A 16089-nucleotide genomic window follows, 5' to 3' on the forward strand; every position below is an offset into this window, starting at 1 on the left:
CGGAATTCTCCGTTGCTGCGGGCAATATTGCGTTCTTCGCTTAACCCACTACGATATTTACAAGCTTGCCAGGAACCGCAATGATCTTGCGTACGGTTTTACCTTCTACTGCTGCACTCACATTCGGGAGTGACAACGCATGAGCTTGCATCTCTTCTTGACCCATATCCTGAGGGATCAACGCGCGTTGTACGATTTTACCATTTACCTGAATAACGATTTCAACCTCAGCATCCACCGTCCATGCTTCATCATACGTTGGCCAAGCCACGTAGCTGATACTTCCTTCGTGACCGAGCAGCTGCCACAGCTCTTCAGCGATGTGAGGCGCCAGTGGTGACAACATTTGTACGAAGTGTTCAGCAGCTTCTTGGGACAAAGTTTCTTGCTTATAAGCATCGTTAATAAAAATCATCAATTGGCTAATTGAGGTATTGAAACGCAGATGCTCGAAATCATCAGTGACCTTCTTAATGGTCTTGTGCCAAGTGCGTTTGAACTCGTCAGTGCCACCGTCTGCTGTGATTTTGGTGCTCAGCTTACCATCTTCACTCACGAACAGGCGCCATACACGGGACAAGAAACGGTGAACTCCTTCTACACCCTTTTCATTCCAAGGTTTGGTTGCTTCCAGAGGGCCCATAAACATTTCATACACACGCAGCGTATCTGCACCAAATGCTTCCACAATCTCATCAGGGTTGATGACATTTCCGCGTGATTTACTCATTTTTTCATTATTATTTCCAAGAATCATACCTTGGTTAACCAGCTTATGGAAAGGTTCTTTTGTTTCAACTACGCCGAGATCATAAAGCACCTTGTGCCAGAAACGTGCATAGAGCAAGTGAAGCACGGCATGTTCCGCTCCACCAATATACAGATCTACTGGAAGCCATGCTTTTTGCTTCTCAGGGGAGCAAAGCTCTTGATCGTTTTTCGGATCAATATAACGCAGGTAATACCAGCAGCTGCCCGCCCATTGCGGCATGGTGTTCGTCTCGCGGCGAGCCTTCATGCCAGTCTCAGGATCGATAGTTTCCACCCACTCTGTTACATTAGCAAGTGGAGATTCCCCTGTACCCGAAGGTTTGATTGCCTCTACATCTGGCAGTACCAGCGGCAGCTGATCAACCGGAACAGTCTTCATTGTGCCGTCTTCCAAATGCAGAATTGGAATGGGCTCTCCCCAGTAGCGTTGACGGCTGAACAGCCAGTCACGCAGACGATAGGTTACTTTGCCTTTACCTACGCCCTTCTCTTCCAACCAAGCAATCATCTTAGCAATCGCTTCTTCATTCTTGAGTCCATTCAGGAAATCAGAATTGACATGCGGACCATCTCCGGAATAAACCTCTTCTTCAACGTTACCGCCTTGAACGACTTCCACGATATTCAGACCGAATTGTTTAGCAAATTCCCAGTCGCGAGTATCGTGACCCGGAACTGCCATAATTGCTCCCGTTCCGTAACCAGCAAGCACATAATCTGCAATCCAGATTGGCACCTTCGCACCATTCACAGGATTAATTGCATATGCGCCTGTGAAGACACCGCTCTTCTCTTTCGCCAAATCCGTACGCTCCAGATCGCTCTTACGAGAAGCTTTTTCACGATATTCTGCCACAGCAGCACGCTGTGCTTCAGTTGTAATCACATCAACAAGCTCATGCTCTGGTGCCAATACGCAGTAACTTGCCCCGAACAGTGTATCTGGACGTGTAGTAAACACGGTCAGGTTAGCTTCGTGACCTTCAATGTTAAAGTTCACTTCTGCACCTGTTGATTTCCCGATCCAGTTGCGCTGCATATCCTTGATGCTTTCGGACCAATCCAGCTCTTCCAGATCCTCCAGCAAACGCTCAGCGTACTCTGTAATTCTCAGAATCCATTGACGCATCGGTTTGCGCACGACAGGGTGACCTCCACGCTCACTTTTACCATCGATAACCTCTTCGTTGGCAAGTACCGTACCCAGTGCCTCACACCAGTTAACAGGTACTTCTGCTACATAAGCCAGGCCTTTGTTATACAACTGGATAAAAATCCATTGTGTCCATTTATAATAATCCGGATCTGTCGTACTGATCTCGCGGTCCCAATCGTAGGAGAAACCCAGCGATTTGATCTGACGGCGGAAATTATCGATGTTCTTATCGGTAAAATCACGTGGATGCTGGCCGGTATCCATCGCATACTGCTCTGCCGGAAGTCCAAAAGCATCCCAGCCCATCGGATGCAAAACGTTGAAACCGCGCATCCGTTTGTAGCGAGAAACGATATCCGTCGCTGTGTAACCTTCTGGATGACCTACGTGCAGTCCTGCACCTGACGGATACGGAAACATATCCAGTGCATAAAAATTGGGTTTTTCAGGATCTTCTCCTGTCTTAAAGCTTTTGTTCTCATCCCAGAATTTTTGCCATTTCGGCTCAATAGCCTGCGCCCGGTATCCAGTAGCGGGTATGCTATTTGTTTGATTGTCGCTCATTGTCTGCTCCTCCTTGGAGTGTTACTTCTTAGATTTCTTATTTCTTAACCAAGCATATACGCCCTCGTTGTCTTTATAAGGACAGTAAGCATTTATGCGGGAAATATAAGACATGAAGTATTGCGTGAAACGTATACTCTCTTATATTTACAAAAAAACCTCCCATCCCTAGCGTATTATCGCTAGGGACGAGAGGTTATAATTCCCGTGGTACCACCCTAGTTAGCGGCTGAATATACTTTATTCTGCCACTCACTTTGCACCCTTTAGCGGGGGTGAGGCGACGGCGGTTCATTCATGACATCCATTATCTCTTATGGATATCCTGTAAACTTGCACCGTTACTCCGAGGTGAGTTCACTCTGTTCCGTTAACCGACTCGCACCTTAGTGCCGGCTCTCTGCAATAACGGTATAGAATTAATACTCCTCATCATCGAACAACTATATACTGAGTCATCAGTAATATTCCCCAACATTATATACAAAACTGTTATCAATAGTCAATGATTATCCCTTTATACAGGCTTTCGTTTGATTAAAAACGCCATAAAGTGTTGAATAACGACTTTTGCAGCTGCAAAGAACGGTACAGCAAGGATCAGTCCAATCATCCCTGCCAGCTCACCACCTACCAGCAATGCAAAGATAATAAGCAGCGGATGCAAATGTAGCGTCCTGCCTACTACCTGTGGAGAAATAATATTGCTCTCCACAATTTGGCATAAAGTGTTTACCACAGCAACCAGTAGAACTAATCGAAAAGAGACGGTCGAAGCCATCACAATAGCAGGTGCAGCCCCTAGAAAAGGACCCATATACGGAACAATATTAAATACTGCCACCACACTGGCGAACAGTAAGGCATAAGGCATTCCGACGATAGCATAGCCGATATAGGCGAGCACACCTATAATGATGCAGACCAGAAATTGTCCGCGAATATAATTGCCGAGCGCGGCATCAATATCTTTTAACAAAGTAACAATAGACTTGCGGCGTGCGCGGGGCAGACAAGAGACCACCGTCCGTTCAAATACATCAAAATCCTTCAGAATATAGAACACCAGAAACGGCACGATAAAAGCATTGAACAGCAAATTAATCGTTGTCCCTATGTTATCGAGAAAATGCGAAATCCCTTTGGCCAGACGATTCTCCAGTTGAAAAAACCAGTTGTTCATCCCCATTTCAACCCCAGGTGGTATTAGCCTTGTATTCATATGGCTCATCAGGCCTTGGGCTTGCAGTGTGATCTCAGGCAGGTGTTCATTTAACTCTTCAAGCTGCTCAATAAACATCGGGATAAGGTTGATGGCGATCACGGTAATCGCTGTTAGAAACACTGCATATATAAGTAGAACAGCTACGCTACGCGGCATCTTCCGTCCGGCCAGCATACTAACCACGGGATTCAGCACATAGGAAATAATCATAGCTGCCAAAAATGGAGCAAGGATTGCCTTTAAGAATACAAAAATCCCCTGCAGCATCGGGCGAAGCAACCAAACAAAATACAAAATGATCAGGGATAGCAGCACTCCGATCATCCAGCGGAACCATTTACTTTGGGACCATTGTTCCATGAGAGTACCCTCCTGCGGTAGAGCCTGGACTAGCTTCGTAAATAAGTATATGTATGGCCGCAGCAAAATAACCATCAAACACACAAAAAAGCGTCAATAACCTTGCAACTGATTTCAGCTGAAAGGAAATTGACGCTTAAGTACATAGAGCAGTCTTGCTTACAAAGCAAGATTCATAGTTAAGACGACGCATGAATTTGCGGGAAATCCTGAGTCATATCATCCCCGGAGAACAGGTCGTCCAGTGAGCTTAGTGTGCCGTCTTCTTCAACTTGATAAACCGACATTTTCTCGCCATTTACCGTCAATTCGATGAAACAGCCCCAGCAATAAAACTGGTGGGAACCGATCTTTCCGATATCTTTAGAGTTGCAGTTTGGACACTTCATATAATACATTCCACCTATCCGTTAACAATATTAATGGCTTTTTGTAGCCGTTCTTCGCTCATCGCAGGAACCATTAATGCATTCTCACCAATGGACATCTCGTCAGAACAAGGCAGCCATTTGCGGCCTTCGATCAAATCAGTGACAAGCCCGTCACTAATTTCCAGCGCTCCTATTGTGTTTCCCAACTTTTGGTCAAAATAAACATCAGATATTCGTCCGAGTATAGTTCCAGTTGTAGTTAGCACTTTTAAATCCTTAAGTTTGTTCTTTCCAAGTAGAAAAGTACAAGGTATATGATCGGCATCTATCTTATCAATCGACTCTTTACTACGAATCATGACAGCATCCTCGCCGTAGGCCACAATATCTTCCCATGCCACAAATTTCACATGGCCACCAAAAAAAGATTTGCTTTCCAGTTCAATACCCGTAATATTCCAGTTTGAATCGAGCAAAATATCGACAATTTTGCCGATTGCGTTACCCTCTTCAACTTCATATACAGCCAAGCCGATCAGATCTTGAAGTTTCATGGCTGCTCGGTCTCCTCACTTTGAGTGTAATTACGAGTTCTCAAAAAGTGAAAGCCCGAATGATCGGGATACCTATCATAGCCTAGAAGTAACTAGTCTCTGATACGCAGCCGATTCAGAATGGTTTCAACTTTTCGAGCAACGTACTCAATTTCTTCAGTAGTATTACCCAAACCCATGCTAAATCGAATCGCGGACCCTAAAATATTTTCTGGAAGCTCCATTGCTCTCAGAACATGGGATATTTCCAGTGATCCTGACGTGCAGGCTGAACCGCTTGCCGCCGCAATCCCGTCCATATCCAGGTTCATCAGCATAACATCTGTTCTAGCTCCCGGGAAGCTCAAATTCAGTATACTTGGCAAAAAATGCTCGGTATTGCCGTTAATCGAATAACTTTCCCGGCCAATCAGCGTATCCAGCTCTTCAAGTAGTCTATTGCGCAGGAGCTGCACTTTTTGTCGACGTTCTGATAGACCTGTAACTGCTATCTCAACAGCCTTGGCAAATCCAGCAGTACCTGCTAGATTTTCTGTTCCGGCTCGTCTGCCGCGCTCCTGAAGGCCACCGTGGAGTCTTGGATGCAGCGGTGCTCCACTCCGCACATAAAGGCCACCGATCCCCCCAGGTCCATTGATTTTGTGAGCTGTAAAGCTCATGTAATCTACCGGAAGCTCCCGCAGTGTGATCGGTAAGGCACCAAGAGCTTGTACAGCATCAACATGGAACAGAATTCCCCGCTCTCTGGCAAGCTGGCCAATTTCCCGAATCGGCTGAACGGTTCCTACCTCATTATTGGCATACATTACACTGATTAGCACCGTGTCTTCCTGCACCGCTGCTTCTACGTCTGCAACGGATACTCGGCCTGTAGAATCCACAGGAAGATAAGTAACCTTAAAGCCTTCCTTCTCCAGCTCTTCGCAGGTATGTAGCACCGCATGATGCTCTATCGCAGAGGTGATAATATGATTGCCTTTCTGGGCAACAGCAGCGACAGCTCCATAGAGGGCTAGATTGTCGCTTTCGGTTCCGCCGCCAGTGAACACCCACTCTTCCGGCGAGCAGCCTAAAAAGGCGGCGATAGTATCGCGCGCCCCATTTAATATTTTCTTGGCTGAACGTCCGAACTGATGTACACTGGACGCATTTCCATATTGTTCTGTCATTATATTCAGCATGACCTTGGCCACCTCGGGATGAACCGGAGTTGATGCGGCGTGGTCCAAATAGATGGTTTTCATCATTCATTTCTCCACTTCTAGGGTATAGGACAATAGTTCGTTTTTAAGAACTATTAAATTATACCGCGCGAGAAGTTAGTTTTCCACAAACTAAAGAACACAATATTGTAATCAATTCCCTATATAGGCTAGGATAATGACAGCCAATTCTCTTCAGAGGTAACTTCTATGCCGTTTTTTCTAAGTAAAGCCGCAGTCACGCCGTTGCCAGCGATCTTCTTCCCTTTGAACTCTCCGTTATAAATCATGGTGCTGCCGCAAGAAGGACTGTTTTCCTTGAGGACTACCATCGTGGCTGAAACCTCTTGAGCTTTTTCAAGTGTAATATAGGCCCCTTTTAAATATAGTTCTGTTACATCTGTTCCCGACCGGTCCACTACTTTTGCCGTTCCTGCAAGCACATCCTCACCATCCCCGCCGACAATTTCAGCTGGCTCTCTAGGCGTAGAGAATCCCCCTAATAATTCCGGACACACAGCAATAGCCTGATTCTCATTCAATAGCTTCTGAATTTTCTCATCCAAACAATCCGTACCATTATATCTTACCTTCATGCCAGCTAAACAAGAGCTTACCAAAATCACCTATATGCACCGCTTTCTTCATTCATTGTGCTTCGTTTATAATAAGATACAACCCTCAACAGCCGTTCAAGCTAAGAAATATTTCGAGCATAACATGCTGATTACAAGCTGTAAACAAATCTAGCCTCAAAAACGACCGAATGGGAAGTGTATAAAATGTGCGGACGATATACAATAACAGTCACCATGGAAGAGCTAATGGTCAGATATTTTGCCAATGATTCTACCATTATCCACTATGCTCCAACATATAACGCAGCACCCATGCAGCAAATTCCGGCAGTCATTAACACAGGGTCCAGCAATAAACTTGGGGAACTGCGCTGGGGTCTGGTTCCTTCTTGGGCCAAAGATGATAAAATCGGCAGTAAAATGATCAATGCCCGGGCAGAGTCACTCCTTGAGAAGCCTTCTTTCAAGCGATTAGTAAGCTCCCGCCGCTGCATCATCCCTTCTGATGGTTTCTATGAATGGAAGGCACAGGGCAGCAGTAAACAGCCCATGCGAATCGTGATGCGCGATGGGGGTATTTTTTCAATGGCCGGATTGTATGATATTTGGATGGACCCTGAAGGTAATAAATTAAGTACCTGCACGATTATAACGACTACCCCAAATGAACTTATGGCTGAAATCCACAACCGTATGCCAGTTATTTTGAAGCCTGAGGATGAGCCTGAATGGCTAAGCCGGAGCAATCAGGACGCAACTTCGTTAATAAAGCTTCTTAAACCCTATGATCAGCATCAAATGAGAGCCTATCCGGTTTCCACTGCAGTGGGAAATGTCCGGAATAATACGAAGGAATTAATCAATGAGATATAGACAGGAGGAAGTCATATTTATAAAACACATTTAAAAAAGTGGATCGTAGCAGGGTTAGTATTTCTGAGTTTATTTAGAATTTTGTTCTTTATATTAAAAGAGGTTATCTTTTCTTATGTCACTCTCCCTGATCCCTATAACAATATTATTCAAATGGTGGGAATGATTGTCACCCTTTTATTGACACTAATTCTGACCTCGTTGTTAATCCATGAAAAAACATCTTAACCCTGCAGATTAACCGCAGAGTTAAGACCAGCGCCGCTCAATTTGAATTCTACGTCCCATCAATTGATGATACATCTGTAGAAATCTGTCTGCATACAGCTCGGAGGACAGGTTAGTCCGGATATGCCATTCTCCATTCATCCTGATTCTGGCCCGCAGTGCCGGATCATCCATTAAGGATAGAGCAGCATTCACAGCTTCATCCAGCTGCCCTCTCGTGTATATTTTTCCAGTGTGATTGTTAATGACGAGTCTTCGAACGCCGTCTGAATCTGTAGTAAGTACAGGACAACGGCACAACATCGCCTCAGCAACCGCGTATCCAAATCCTTCCAAAATCGAGGTCGAAAGGAGCAAACCTCCCGAATCACCAATAATGCTCATATAATCTGCCATTTGCTCATGAGGAATATTGGAATACGAAATTAATCGTGAAGAAATCCCTGTCTCAGCTACAAATTGATCAAAGCTTTCTTTTTGCTCTGGATCAAACAACGTATCATCCTGAAAAATCCATAAATAAAGCTCGGGATGGATCGTCAGCAGCCTTTGCCCGATTTGCAGAAATTCCCGCCAATTCTTATTCGTTTGAATGCGTCCTACCCAACCGAGGATAGGGAAACTTTTCACGGGATAATTGGTATATCCAAACTGATCGCAATCGATCGGATCATCAAAACAATATTGTGGAATGGTTGGAAATCCGCCTTTGAAAAGCGCCTGCAAATGGGTTGTTTCCGGATACAGCAGTGCATCGGTGAGCCTGTAAATGCGCTCTGTAAAATTATTAACGACCTGCTCAGCTTCATCTAAGGTACCTAAACCCTGCACTTCAAAAACAAGCGGCCCTTTATACCCAAACCCCCGAATCCGCTCTGCTAAGTTAATATCCGTACACACTACAATTAAGTCAAAAGCTTCACGAGCAAGCATTGCCCTGATCTCGTCATCACTATTGGTAATATGCGTTTGAATGTTACGGATATTCTGCTGTCCTTTTCCATGGTGTGTATACAGTAAATGGCACTCTACACCGCGAGCATATAACGCTTGGCAGCGAACTCGGTTCAGAGTTTGCATACCACCACTCGGGTTATAAAAAGTGAACAAAATCTTCATCATGATCACTCATTCGCAAATTATTTTAGGTAAAAGAGGTCTTCAACAAATCATACAAATCTGCGCTGCGAAACAGCTCATTATAATAGTGGCTTTTGGTCGAGGGGACATGTCTGTGTCGAAATCCAATCAAGCTATGATCATCCGTGTAGTAGTTGGAAATCGTATCCCCACCCGTAGTAATCAAAGCTTCCAGCATGTACTCAATATCGAGCGCTCCTATAAAAACCTTTGGACCTAAAACTATCGTAAATGGGGTGGATAGCTGCTCAATAGCACTGCAAATCGCGTGTGACTCCACAGCCCCAGGCAGCCAAGCGAACGCTGTCGCAGGATGAGGTATGGTTTCCAATAGAGCTGATGGCTGACGTGTAGTTGATAAATCCAGCACCCGGCATTCATAATTGCTATACGTTTGTTCGTACAGATTCTCTATCCTCGTTATTTCATCCGCACAAGCATTCACTACAGGATATAAAACGGTAATCATCGCCGGAATTCCTCTGCGAAACCGCGCCTGATGGCGGGTCAAATGATAGGCATATCTCCATCTACGATGATTTTCAACCGAATGTAACTGGGCAGATACACTAAAGGTAGAATCCACACGATAATTCACCAGTTCCACCGGTATAAAGCGAATCTCACAATGTTCAGCCAGTCTCAGCCAGTAATCATAATCTTCCACCGGTTCCATTCCATAGGCTCCAACAAGCTTCGCAATCTGTGTTTTGTACATAAAAGATACGCCAATGAGCGAATAATCCAGCAATCTCTCTTTGGGCTGTGACTGATAATTACGCTGCGTAGCCAATTGATGTTCGTTGTGAAGAAACTTTCCCTCGTTATCGATGCTTTGAAAAGAACTGAACACGATGCCTAACTCCTGTGGACCTCTAACTAGCGCCCCCCGAAGGATTTCGAGGAAACGGGGTTCATAAACATTGTCGCTGGAAACCCAACTCAAATATTGAATACTGGGCTCACTAAACAAAAGATCAAAGCCAGTATTCAGTGCATGTGCTATACCCCTGTTCTGTGCGTAAGAGATAACCGTTACCCTCGGATCTTCGACAATAATGGATCTCACGAGCGGTTCCATATCTGGTGCTCCATCGATCACAACAACCAGCCGAAAATTGGTAAAAGATTGGTGTAGAACAGACTGCAGAGCTTGCCGCAGAAACTCCGGCTTTTGGGTATACACAGGCATAACTACTCCTACATCCGCCATGATTTTTACCTCTCTCTACATTGGAGTATAAAATCAGTATATTTTGATTCCTCTCATATGATTGTGTGAATGCCCCTAAAATACTTTATTGCGCCTAAAAAAGCAGCAATCGCCCTATTTCTTTCAGCGACTGCTGCTTAATGGTCTAAACGTTACTATTATATAGGGATAGATAATGCCGTAATCTGCGTCAATTCAGATTGAAGCACTCGCTGATCAGTAACTAGATTTCCGAACTCGTCCAGCCCATACACGGAGGTAACTACTTCTGCCAAAGGAAAAGGACTACTAATTTGTACCTCGTAAGCCAAATTGCCCCCAATGAAAAACTCTCTAATATCAGAACTCTTTGCAGGAACGTAATACCCTGTGACATAAAGCGGAGTAAGAGCTGGCATCGAATATGGAACACCAAAAACTTCGACGATCATCATTGCACTCGCATTACTTGTGTTACGAACACTGACTACTACATTACTTGCTGCAGTACCAGTTGCTCTTGTATTTGTAATAAGACCTGTTGTATAAGGCATTTCCTCACTCCTCCTTTTGGTTTCTATCAACTTATTCACCAGGAAGCCGATAGTTGTGAGGCAAGAGGAAGGGGAAACTCGTGGAATAACAGCCAATTAGACAGGTAGAAGATTATATTGATATCATTTCCGTTCCGCTTTGAGGATATGTCGGCGGGTGATTTCTGCCTTCTTATAAACAAAAATAAGTACAAATGTTCGCATATAAAGAATAATAGTGTTAAAATAAAGTTATACTATTCCTAAACTAAAGCCTAAGGAGTCTTGCCTAATGAGTCAAAGAGTCGCTTACAATGAAGTTGCACCTGAGGGTATGAAAATCATGATGGATATGGAGATGTACACCAAAAAATCTACGATTAATCGGACTACAAGAGAACTTATCAAAATCAGAGTTTCTCAAATTAACGGATGTGCTTTCTGCATAGATATGCATACATCCGAAGCTCGTAAAATGGGTGAAACCGAACAACGAATTTATTGTTTAAATGTTTGGGAGGAATGTACTTTTTATACACCTGAAGAGAAGGTTGCTCTAGAACTAGCTGAGCATATTACGCTGATCCCTTCCAAAAGAGTTCCGGATGAGCTATATAAACAAGTACGTGAACATTACGATGAGAAACAATATGTTGATCTTGTGCTGATTATTAATCAAATCAACAGTTGGAACAGAATTTCTATTGCAATGGGAAATACCCCCGCAGCACAATAATTACCCCCAAAGAACTCCTTAGGGTGTTCTTTTTTTCTCCGCTCCGTACGTTCCACGGCTCCGTTGATATATGAATCATCTTATTAAAATGCCCTGCCAGTATATCACTAGCAAGGCATTTTTTTATGCAATCGTGTTGGGTTAGTTCAATAACAATTGCTGATTTTAGTACTCTCTTTTATTTCCCTTCTTTACGTATTCCCACTCAACCTCAACATTTTTCCTAACTCTTTGCAAAAGTTGAAACAAGACTTCCGTTTCTTTTTCAGATAATTCTGCTAACGCAACCAAGTCGGTATGGTCCCCTTCTCTCTTCAGAAAAGAGTAGGCTTGTTTGCCTTTTTCAGTTGTGAATAACCTTTTTATTTTTTTGTTCGTTTCATCGTCTTTCTTTTCAATAAAACCTTGGATTTCAAGCTTCTGAATCGCACGTGCTGCTGTTGTTCGGTCCACCTTTATCATTTCCGACAGCTTTTCTTGAATAATGCCCGGATTCTCATATATCCGGACCAGATATAAATACTGCCCCTTTGTAAGCTCTAATTCCTTGAACTCTATATTACTTATGGAATCTAATGCCCTCGCTATCATTCCAACTTCACGAAGGATCTCTTTCATTCAATCACCTACCAGTTCCAATAATGTTGTATTTACAACAATATTGATTGTATATATACTTATAATTGTCGTTAATTCATTATGACGTTTTTCCTAAAAAAAACAAATACAGAATGGAGTAAGCAAGAATGAATCTTAAAAGAATTACACTAATCGAGGAACTTGAAGCTGCATTTTCAATCAGAAAAAAAGTATTTGTTGAGGAACAAGGCGTTCCCCTTAATGATGAATTTGATGAATTCGATACACTGAATGGAGAATGTGAACATGTCCTGGCCTATTATGATGGGCAACCAGTTGCCACAGGAAGGATCCGCGTTCTTGATGGTATAGGTAAGTTAGAGCGTATTTGCATCCTAGAACCTTATCGTAAATTTGGAATTGGGAAAAAAATCATTTCTGCATTAGAAGAGATCGTGGTGGAAAAGGGACATCAAAAGGTTAAATTGCACGGGCAAACTCAGGCGGAGGGCTTCTATAAGAAACTTGGTTATCGGGCTTCATCTACTGAATTTATGGAGGATGGCATCCCTCATCTTTTAATGACTAAAGATCTTTCTGCTTCAAAAGAATGAAGAAGTTTAGTGTAACTACGTTTTCCATTTTCACTTGCGGGATTTTCATCTTAACCCTAGGCGTTTCACTAACAATAATCTCTGACCTTGGAGCGTCACCTTTTGATGCACTTTTAGTGGGTCTATCCAAAAATGTCGGTCTTACAGTAGGCAGTTGGGAAGTGCTGATCGCATGCCTATTGATTGGATGTAATTCATGTTTATCCAAGCAAAGACCAGAATTATTAGGGCTGGTAACTGCATTCATAGCAGGCTTAGGTATTGATATGTGGCTTTTTTTGTTTAATAATCTGATCGAGCCTAATCTGTGGATCAGTAAAATTGCTTTTTATGGTTTAGGCTTAATCGCAATTGGATTAGGTACATCCATTTATTTATACGCAAATTTCGCACCGATTCCAGTGGACCGGCTAACATTAGTACTGCAAACGATAACTAGGCTTAGTATACTATTTACTAGAACAATCATTTATCTTGTTTTCTTATTTGCCGCCATTATTTTCAATGGGCCTATTGGGATTGGCACTCTACTTACCATTTGTTTAGGCGGATTAATTCTTAATTACTTTATGCCACTTACACAGAAAGCCTTGGACCGATTGCTACAACATATAATAGCGAACTCCGCTAAAGAAACTTGATATATACAACAAACCATAATCTTATCATTGGGAGTGAATAATTTGGAGATTAGAATCGATAACTTAACCGGAACCGAAATCATAGCATTGATCAGTGAACATCTTCAGAGCATGTTTGAGCAATCTCCCCCAGAGAGTGTACATGCGTTGAATTTAGATAAATTAAAAACACCAGAAATCACCTTCTGGAGTGCCTGGGAGCAGGGCGAAATCTTAGGTTGCGGTGCTCTTAAAGACTTGGGTAGCCATCATGGTGAAATCAAATCCATGCGTACTTCTACCAAGCATCTTAGGAAGGGCATTGCATCTAAAATGCTTGCCCATATTATTAAAGAAGCTAAGCAACAAGGCTATCGGCGGCTGAGCTTGGAAACCGGATCCACTGAAGGGTTCGAAGCGGCTAGAAAACTATATGAACAATATGGGTTTGAATACTGTAGTCCGTTTGCAGATTACATTGAAGACCCCTATAGTGTTTTTATGACGAAAGAATTATAAGTACTGTAGAGGTGCTAACTTGACTACTAATCAATGGATACCGATTCTCGCAGCGTTCATCGGAGCCTTTTGCTGCTGGATTGCGCTCCTTAATAAACGTAAGAACAAATAGAATCACAGATAATAAAAGATAAAAAAAGACTCCCAAATGGGAGCCTAAGGTTGACACATTATTTTTTTGGAATGTATTTCCAAATCTTAAATGTAAAACATGTAATTGTCAGCCAAACTCTCTTCTTTGTAGTTAATCAAATCATAAAGTGTTGTGGAATCCAGCACATCGGCAATACTGTCGCGAATACGCAACCATAAATCCCGTTTCGCTGCATCGTCCTCTTCCGTGAAGTCTACAGGAGAGATAGGACCCTCCAGCACACGGATGATATCACCGGCAGTGATAGCATTCGCCTCACGCGACAAAATGTATCCGCCATATGCTCCACGAATACTTTTTACAAGTCCTGCATTGCGCAGAGGAGCAATTAGTTGCTCCAGATAATGCTCGGAAAGACCATTTTTCTCAGCGATACTCTTAAGTGAAGTTGGTCCTTCACCAAATTTCAGTGCAAGCTCCATCATAATTGTTAGTCCGTAACGACCTTTGGTTGATATTTTCAAAGGGGCACCTCTTTCAGTTTAATGTCTGATTATTGTATACTATTGATTCGGCAAGTCTTTTGATTGTCATATCAAGGTATTCCGATAATTACTCTCAGTTTATGTTATCATATCCGAAGTCACAAATGAAATGGAAAACAAAACATTTTACGAGAATGTTCACCCCAGGTGGACATTTTGTTGTTTCCAGTCTCTTATTTCAGAGGTTTAGAGTAGACAGGTATGTTATAATACATTTTGAGCCGGGTGTTCCATGAATGACCGGTATTTTGGGTACAGAAATGGTGATTACGATGACAAAAGCAAAACAAGACACCCGTGTCGTCGTCGGCATGTCCGGAGGGGTCGATTCCTCCGTCACGGCGCTTCTGCTCAAGCAGCAGGGCTATGACGTCATCGGCATCTTCATGAAGAACTGGGACGATACCGACGAATTCGGAGTATGTACGGCCGAAAGCGATGCAGAGGATGTTCGCCGCGTATGCGAGCAGATTGATATTCCTTACTATACCGTTAATTTCGAGAAGGAATACTTTGATAAGGTATTTTCTTATTTTCTCGATGAATATAAGGCCGGCCGGACGCCAAATCCTGACGTCATGTGCAACCGCGAGATTAAGTTTGGAGAATTTTTGAACAAAGCTCTTCAGCTTGGTGCCGATTATGTCGCAACTGGACATTACGCACGTGTTATAGAAGAAGATGGTGTGTACAAGCTGCTCCGCGGCGTAGACAACAATAAGGATCAAACCTATTTCCTGAATGCACTGGGGCAACATCAACTCTCTAAAACAATGTTCCCTATTGGACATCTGCCGAAACCTGAAGTGCGGAGAATTGCTGAAGAAGCAGGACTTTACACTGCCAAGAAAAAAGATAGCACAGGCGTCTGCTTTATCGGCGAGCGCAACTTCCGCGAATTCCTCAGCCAATATCTCCCGGCACAAGCTGGCGATATGGTTGACATAGTAACTGGAGAGATCAAAGGCCGCCACGACGGACTTATGTATTACACGTTAGGCCAACGCCAAGGCCTTGGTATTGGTGGCTCTGGCAACGGCGAACCGTGGTTTGTAGCTGAAAAAGATCTTAGCCGCAACATTCTTTATGTAGTACAAGGAGACAAGCACCACAGCCTGTACTCCACTAGCCTGATTGCTTCCGGTGTTAACTGGATTGACGGTCAAGCGCTTGGGCAAGAACCGCTGAAATGCACCGCCAAATTCCGGTATCGCCAGCCAGATCAAGGCGTGACCCTTACAGCGCGTGAAGATGGAACGATAAATGTAGCCTTTGATGTTCCACAAAAAGCGATCACACCTGGTCAAGCCGTTGTCTTCTATCTCGGCGAGCAATGTCTCGGCGGCGGAACGATAGAATACGCGGAGAAGGTTGTTCCTTCAGCACAAGTGTGAATGTAACCCAAGTTTCTATAAAAGCTTGATCTACAAGTAATCGTAGTAACTCACAATATCTAACTAACATACCAAAAGCACGAAATAGTTGTATTTAATACAGCTATTTCGTGCTTTTTTATTTCTTTTTGGGTTTTAGTTGCACATTGTACAGTTAAACTGAGCTTATATCTTAATAAGTATCCATATACTGATAAATAGTTGTATGAAGTGCAATTAAATTACGTTGACGCGGCTAGAG

Annotated in this window: 17 protein-coding genes; 6 read left to right on the forward strand and 11 right to left on the reverse strand. The window is 43.3% G+C overall.

The window, feature by feature from the left end:
• Positions 1-40: 40 nt before the first annotated feature.
• From leuS to NST40_RS24375, 6 genes are all read right to left on the reverse strand, one after another.
• A complete protein-coding gene (gene leuS, locus NST40_RS24350) occupies positions 41-2491 on the reverse strand; it encodes a leucine--tRNA ligase (RefSeq protein WP_076277227.1) in 2451 nt (816 codons plus the stop codon).
• A gap of 517 nt (positions 2492-3008) precedes the next feature.
• Positions 3009-4076, reverse strand: coding sequence for an AI-2E family transporter (locus tag NST40_RS24355; protein ID WP_342410078.1), 1068 nt, complete (start codon positions 4074-4076; stop codon positions 3009-3011).
• 179 nt (positions 4077-4255) lie between these two features.
• A complete protein-coding gene (locus NST40_RS24360) occupies positions 4256-4465 on the reverse strand; it encodes a hypothetical protein (RefSeq protein WP_036677557.1) in 210 nt (69 codons plus the stop codon).
• A 14-nt stretch (positions 4466-4479) separates the two neighbouring features.
• Complete coding sequence (locus NST40_RS24365) at positions 4480-5001, reverse strand: PRC-barrel domain-containing protein (protein WP_036677560.1); 522 nt, start codon at positions 4999-5001, stop codon at positions 4480-4482.
• A gap of 92 nt (positions 5002-5093) precedes the next feature.
• On the reverse strand, positions 5094-6245 hold the full coding sequence (locus NST40_RS24370; protein ID WP_341004308.1) for a cysteine desulfurase family protein: 1152 nt from the start codon (positions 6243-6245) through the stop codon (positions 5094-5096).
• 128 nt (positions 6246-6373) lie between these two features.
• Complete coding sequence (locus NST40_RS24375; RefSeq protein ID WP_076129681.1) at positions 6374-6829, reverse strand: DUF523 domain-containing protein; 456 nt, start codon at positions 6827-6829, stop codon at positions 6374-6376.
• A gap of 156 nt (positions 6830-6985) precedes the next feature.
• Here NST40_RS24375 and NST40_RS24380 point away from each other — a divergent pair, with 156 nt between their 5' ends.
• The gene (locus NST40_RS24380; protein ID WP_076129680.1) at positions 6986-7654 is read left to right on the forward strand and encodes an SOS response-associated peptidase; all 669 of its coding nucleotides are present in this window, start codon (positions 6986-6988) and stop codon (positions 7652-7654) included.
• Between the two features lie 249 nt (positions 7655-7903).
• On the opposite strand, the gene NST40_RS24385 is transcribed toward NST40_RS24380, so the two are convergent.
• The 3 genes from NST40_RS24385 to NST40_RS24395 form a co-directional block, all read right to left on the reverse strand.
• A complete protein-coding gene (locus NST40_RS24385) occupies positions 7904-9004 on the reverse strand; it encodes a glycosyltransferase family 4 protein (protein ID WP_341003624.1) in 1101 nt (366 codons plus the stop codon).
• 22 nt (positions 9005-9026) lie between these two features.
• Positions 9027-10235 carry a glycosyltransferase gene (locus NST40_RS24390; protein ID WP_076185497.1) on the reverse strand — a complete coding sequence of 403 codons (1209 nt, stop codon included), beginning with the start codon at positions 10233-10235 and terminating at the stop codon, positions 9027-9029.
• A gap of 158 nt (positions 10236-10393) precedes the next feature.
• The gene (locus NST40_RS24395) at positions 10394-10768 is read right to left on the reverse strand and encodes a hypothetical protein (protein ID WP_076129677.1); all 375 of its coding nucleotides are present in this window, start codon (positions 10766-10768) and stop codon (positions 10394-10396) included.
• A gap of 271 nt (positions 10769-11039) precedes the next feature.
• Between NST40_RS24395 and NST40_RS24400 the strand changes: the two genes are divergently transcribed.
• Positions 11040-11483 (forward strand): carboxymuconolactone decarboxylase family protein, encoded by a 444-nt coding sequence (locus tag NST40_RS24400; RefSeq protein WP_076179371.1) that lies wholly within the window; start codon positions 11040-11042, stop codon positions 11481-11483.
• A 165-nt stretch (positions 11484-11648) separates the two neighbouring features.
• Here the strand turns inward: NST40_RS24400 and NST40_RS24405 are convergent, their stop codons facing one another.
• Positions 11649-12101 (reverse strand): MarR family transcriptional regulator, encoded by a 453-nt coding sequence (locus NST40_RS24405; protein ID WP_076218488.1) that lies wholly within the window; start codon positions 12099-12101, stop codon positions 11649-11651.
• Positions 12102-12229: 128 nt separating this feature from the next.
• Here NST40_RS24405 and NST40_RS24410 point away from each other — a divergent pair, with 128 nt between their 5' ends.
• From NST40_RS24410 to NST40_RS24420, 3 genes are read left to right on the forward strand one after another with little or no spacing between them, the layout of a single operon-like run.
• Positions 12230-12676 carry a GNAT family N-acetyltransferase gene (locus tag NST40_RS24410; protein ID WP_076129675.1) on the forward strand — a complete coding sequence of 149 codons (447 nt, stop codon included), beginning with the start codon at positions 12230-12232 and terminating at the stop codon, positions 12674-12676.
• The gene (locus tag NST40_RS24415; RefSeq protein WP_341003626.1) at positions 12673-13317 is read left to right on the forward strand and encodes a YitT family protein; all 645 of its coding nucleotides are present in this window, start codon (positions 12673-12675) and stop codon (positions 13315-13317) included. Before NST40_RS24410 ends, NST40_RS24415 begins: the two co-directional genes overlap by 4 nt.
• A 42-nt stretch (positions 13318-13359) precedes the next feature.
• The gene (locus NST40_RS24420) at positions 13360-13815 is read left to right on the forward strand and encodes a GNAT family N-acetyltransferase (RefSeq protein ID WP_342410079.1); all 456 of its coding nucleotides are present in this window, start codon (positions 13360-13362) and stop codon (positions 13813-13815) included.
• A 198-nt stretch (positions 13816-14013) separates the two neighbouring features.
• On the opposite strand, the gene NST40_RS24425 is transcribed toward NST40_RS24420, so the two are convergent.
• Positions 14014-14433, reverse strand: a complete 420-nt coding sequence (locus NST40_RS24425; RefSeq protein ID WP_036677599.1) for an Rrf2 family transcriptional regulator — start codon at positions 14431-14433, stop codon at positions 14014-14016.
• A 293-nt stretch (positions 14434-14726) separates the two neighbouring features.
• Between NST40_RS24425 and mnmA the strand changes: the two genes are divergently transcribed.
• Positions 14727-15848: a tRNA 2-thiouridine(34) synthase MnmA gene (mnmA, locus tag NST40_RS24430; protein ID WP_076129704.1), complete on the forward strand. Its 1122-nt coding sequence runs from the start codon at positions 14727-14729 to the stop codon at positions 15846-15848.
• Positions 15849-16089: the final 241 nt, after the last annotated feature.

The sequence above is a fragment of the Paenibacillus sp. FSL R10-2778 genome (assembly GCF_038593035.1).
Taxonomy (GTDB): Bacteria; Bacillota; Bacilli; order Paenibacillales; family Paenibacillaceae; genus Paenibacillus_AQ; species Paenibacillus_AQ odorifer.

What these genes read in the sequence shown, in the direction of transcription:
- NST40_RS24380 (WP_076129680.1), top strand. Translation starts at nt 6,986, where the DNA reads ATGTGCGGACGATATACAATAACAGTCACCATGGAAGAGCTAATGGTC.
- leuS (WP_076277227.1), bottom strand. Translation starts at nt 2,491, where the DNA reads ATGAGCGACAATCAAACAAATAGCATACCCGCTACTGGATACCGGGCG.
- NST40_RS24370 (WP_341004308.1), bottom strand. Translation starts at nt 6,245, where the DNA reads ATGAAAACCATCTATTTGGACCACGCCGCATCAACTCCGGTTCATCCC.
- NST40_RS24385 (WP_341003624.1), bottom strand. Translation starts at nt 9,004, where the DNA reads ATGATGAAGATTTTGTTCACTTTTTATAACCCGAGTGGTGGTATGCAA.
- NST40_RS24390 (WP_076185497.1), bottom strand. Translation starts at nt 10,235, where the DNA reads ATGGCGGATGTAGGAGTAGTTATGCCTGTGTATACCCAAAAGCCGGAG.
- NST40_RS24400 (WP_076179371.1), top strand. Translation starts at nt 11,040, where the DNA reads ATGAGTCAAAGAGTCGCTTACAATGAAGTTGCACCTGAGGGTATGAAA.
- NST40_RS24360 (WP_036677557.1), bottom strand. Translation starts at nt 4,465, where the DNA reads ATGAAGTGTCCAAACTGCAACTCTAAAGATATCGGAAAGATCGGTTCC.
- NST40_RS24415 (WP_341003626.1), top strand. Translation starts at nt 12,673, where the DNA reads ATGAAGAAGTTTAGTGTAACTACGTTTTCCATTTTCACTTGCGGGATT.
- NST40_RS24395 (WP_076129677.1), bottom strand. Translation starts at nt 10,768, where the DNA reads ATGCCTTATACAACAGGTCTTATTACAAATACAAGAGCAACTGGTACT.
- NST40_RS24405 (WP_076218488.1), bottom strand. Translation starts at nt 12,101, where the DNA reads ATGAAAGAGATCCTTCGTGAAGTTGGAATGATAGCGAGGGCATTAGAT.
- NST40_RS24355 (WP_342410078.1), bottom strand. Translation starts at nt 4,076, where the DNA reads ATGGAACAATGGTCCCAAAGTAAATGGTTCCGCTGGATGATCGGAGTG.
- NST40_RS24410 (WP_076129675.1), top strand. Translation starts at nt 12,230, where the DNA reads ATGAATCTTAAAAGAATTACACTAATCGAGGAACTTGAAGCTGCATTT.
- mnmA (WP_076129704.1), top strand. Translation starts at nt 14,727, where the DNA reads ATGACAAAAGCAAAACAAGACACCCGTGTCGTCGTCGGCATGTCCGGA.
- NST40_RS24365 (WP_036677560.1), bottom strand. Translation starts at nt 5,001, where the DNA reads ATGAAACTTCAAGATCTGATCGGCTTGGCTGTATATGAAGTTGAAGAG.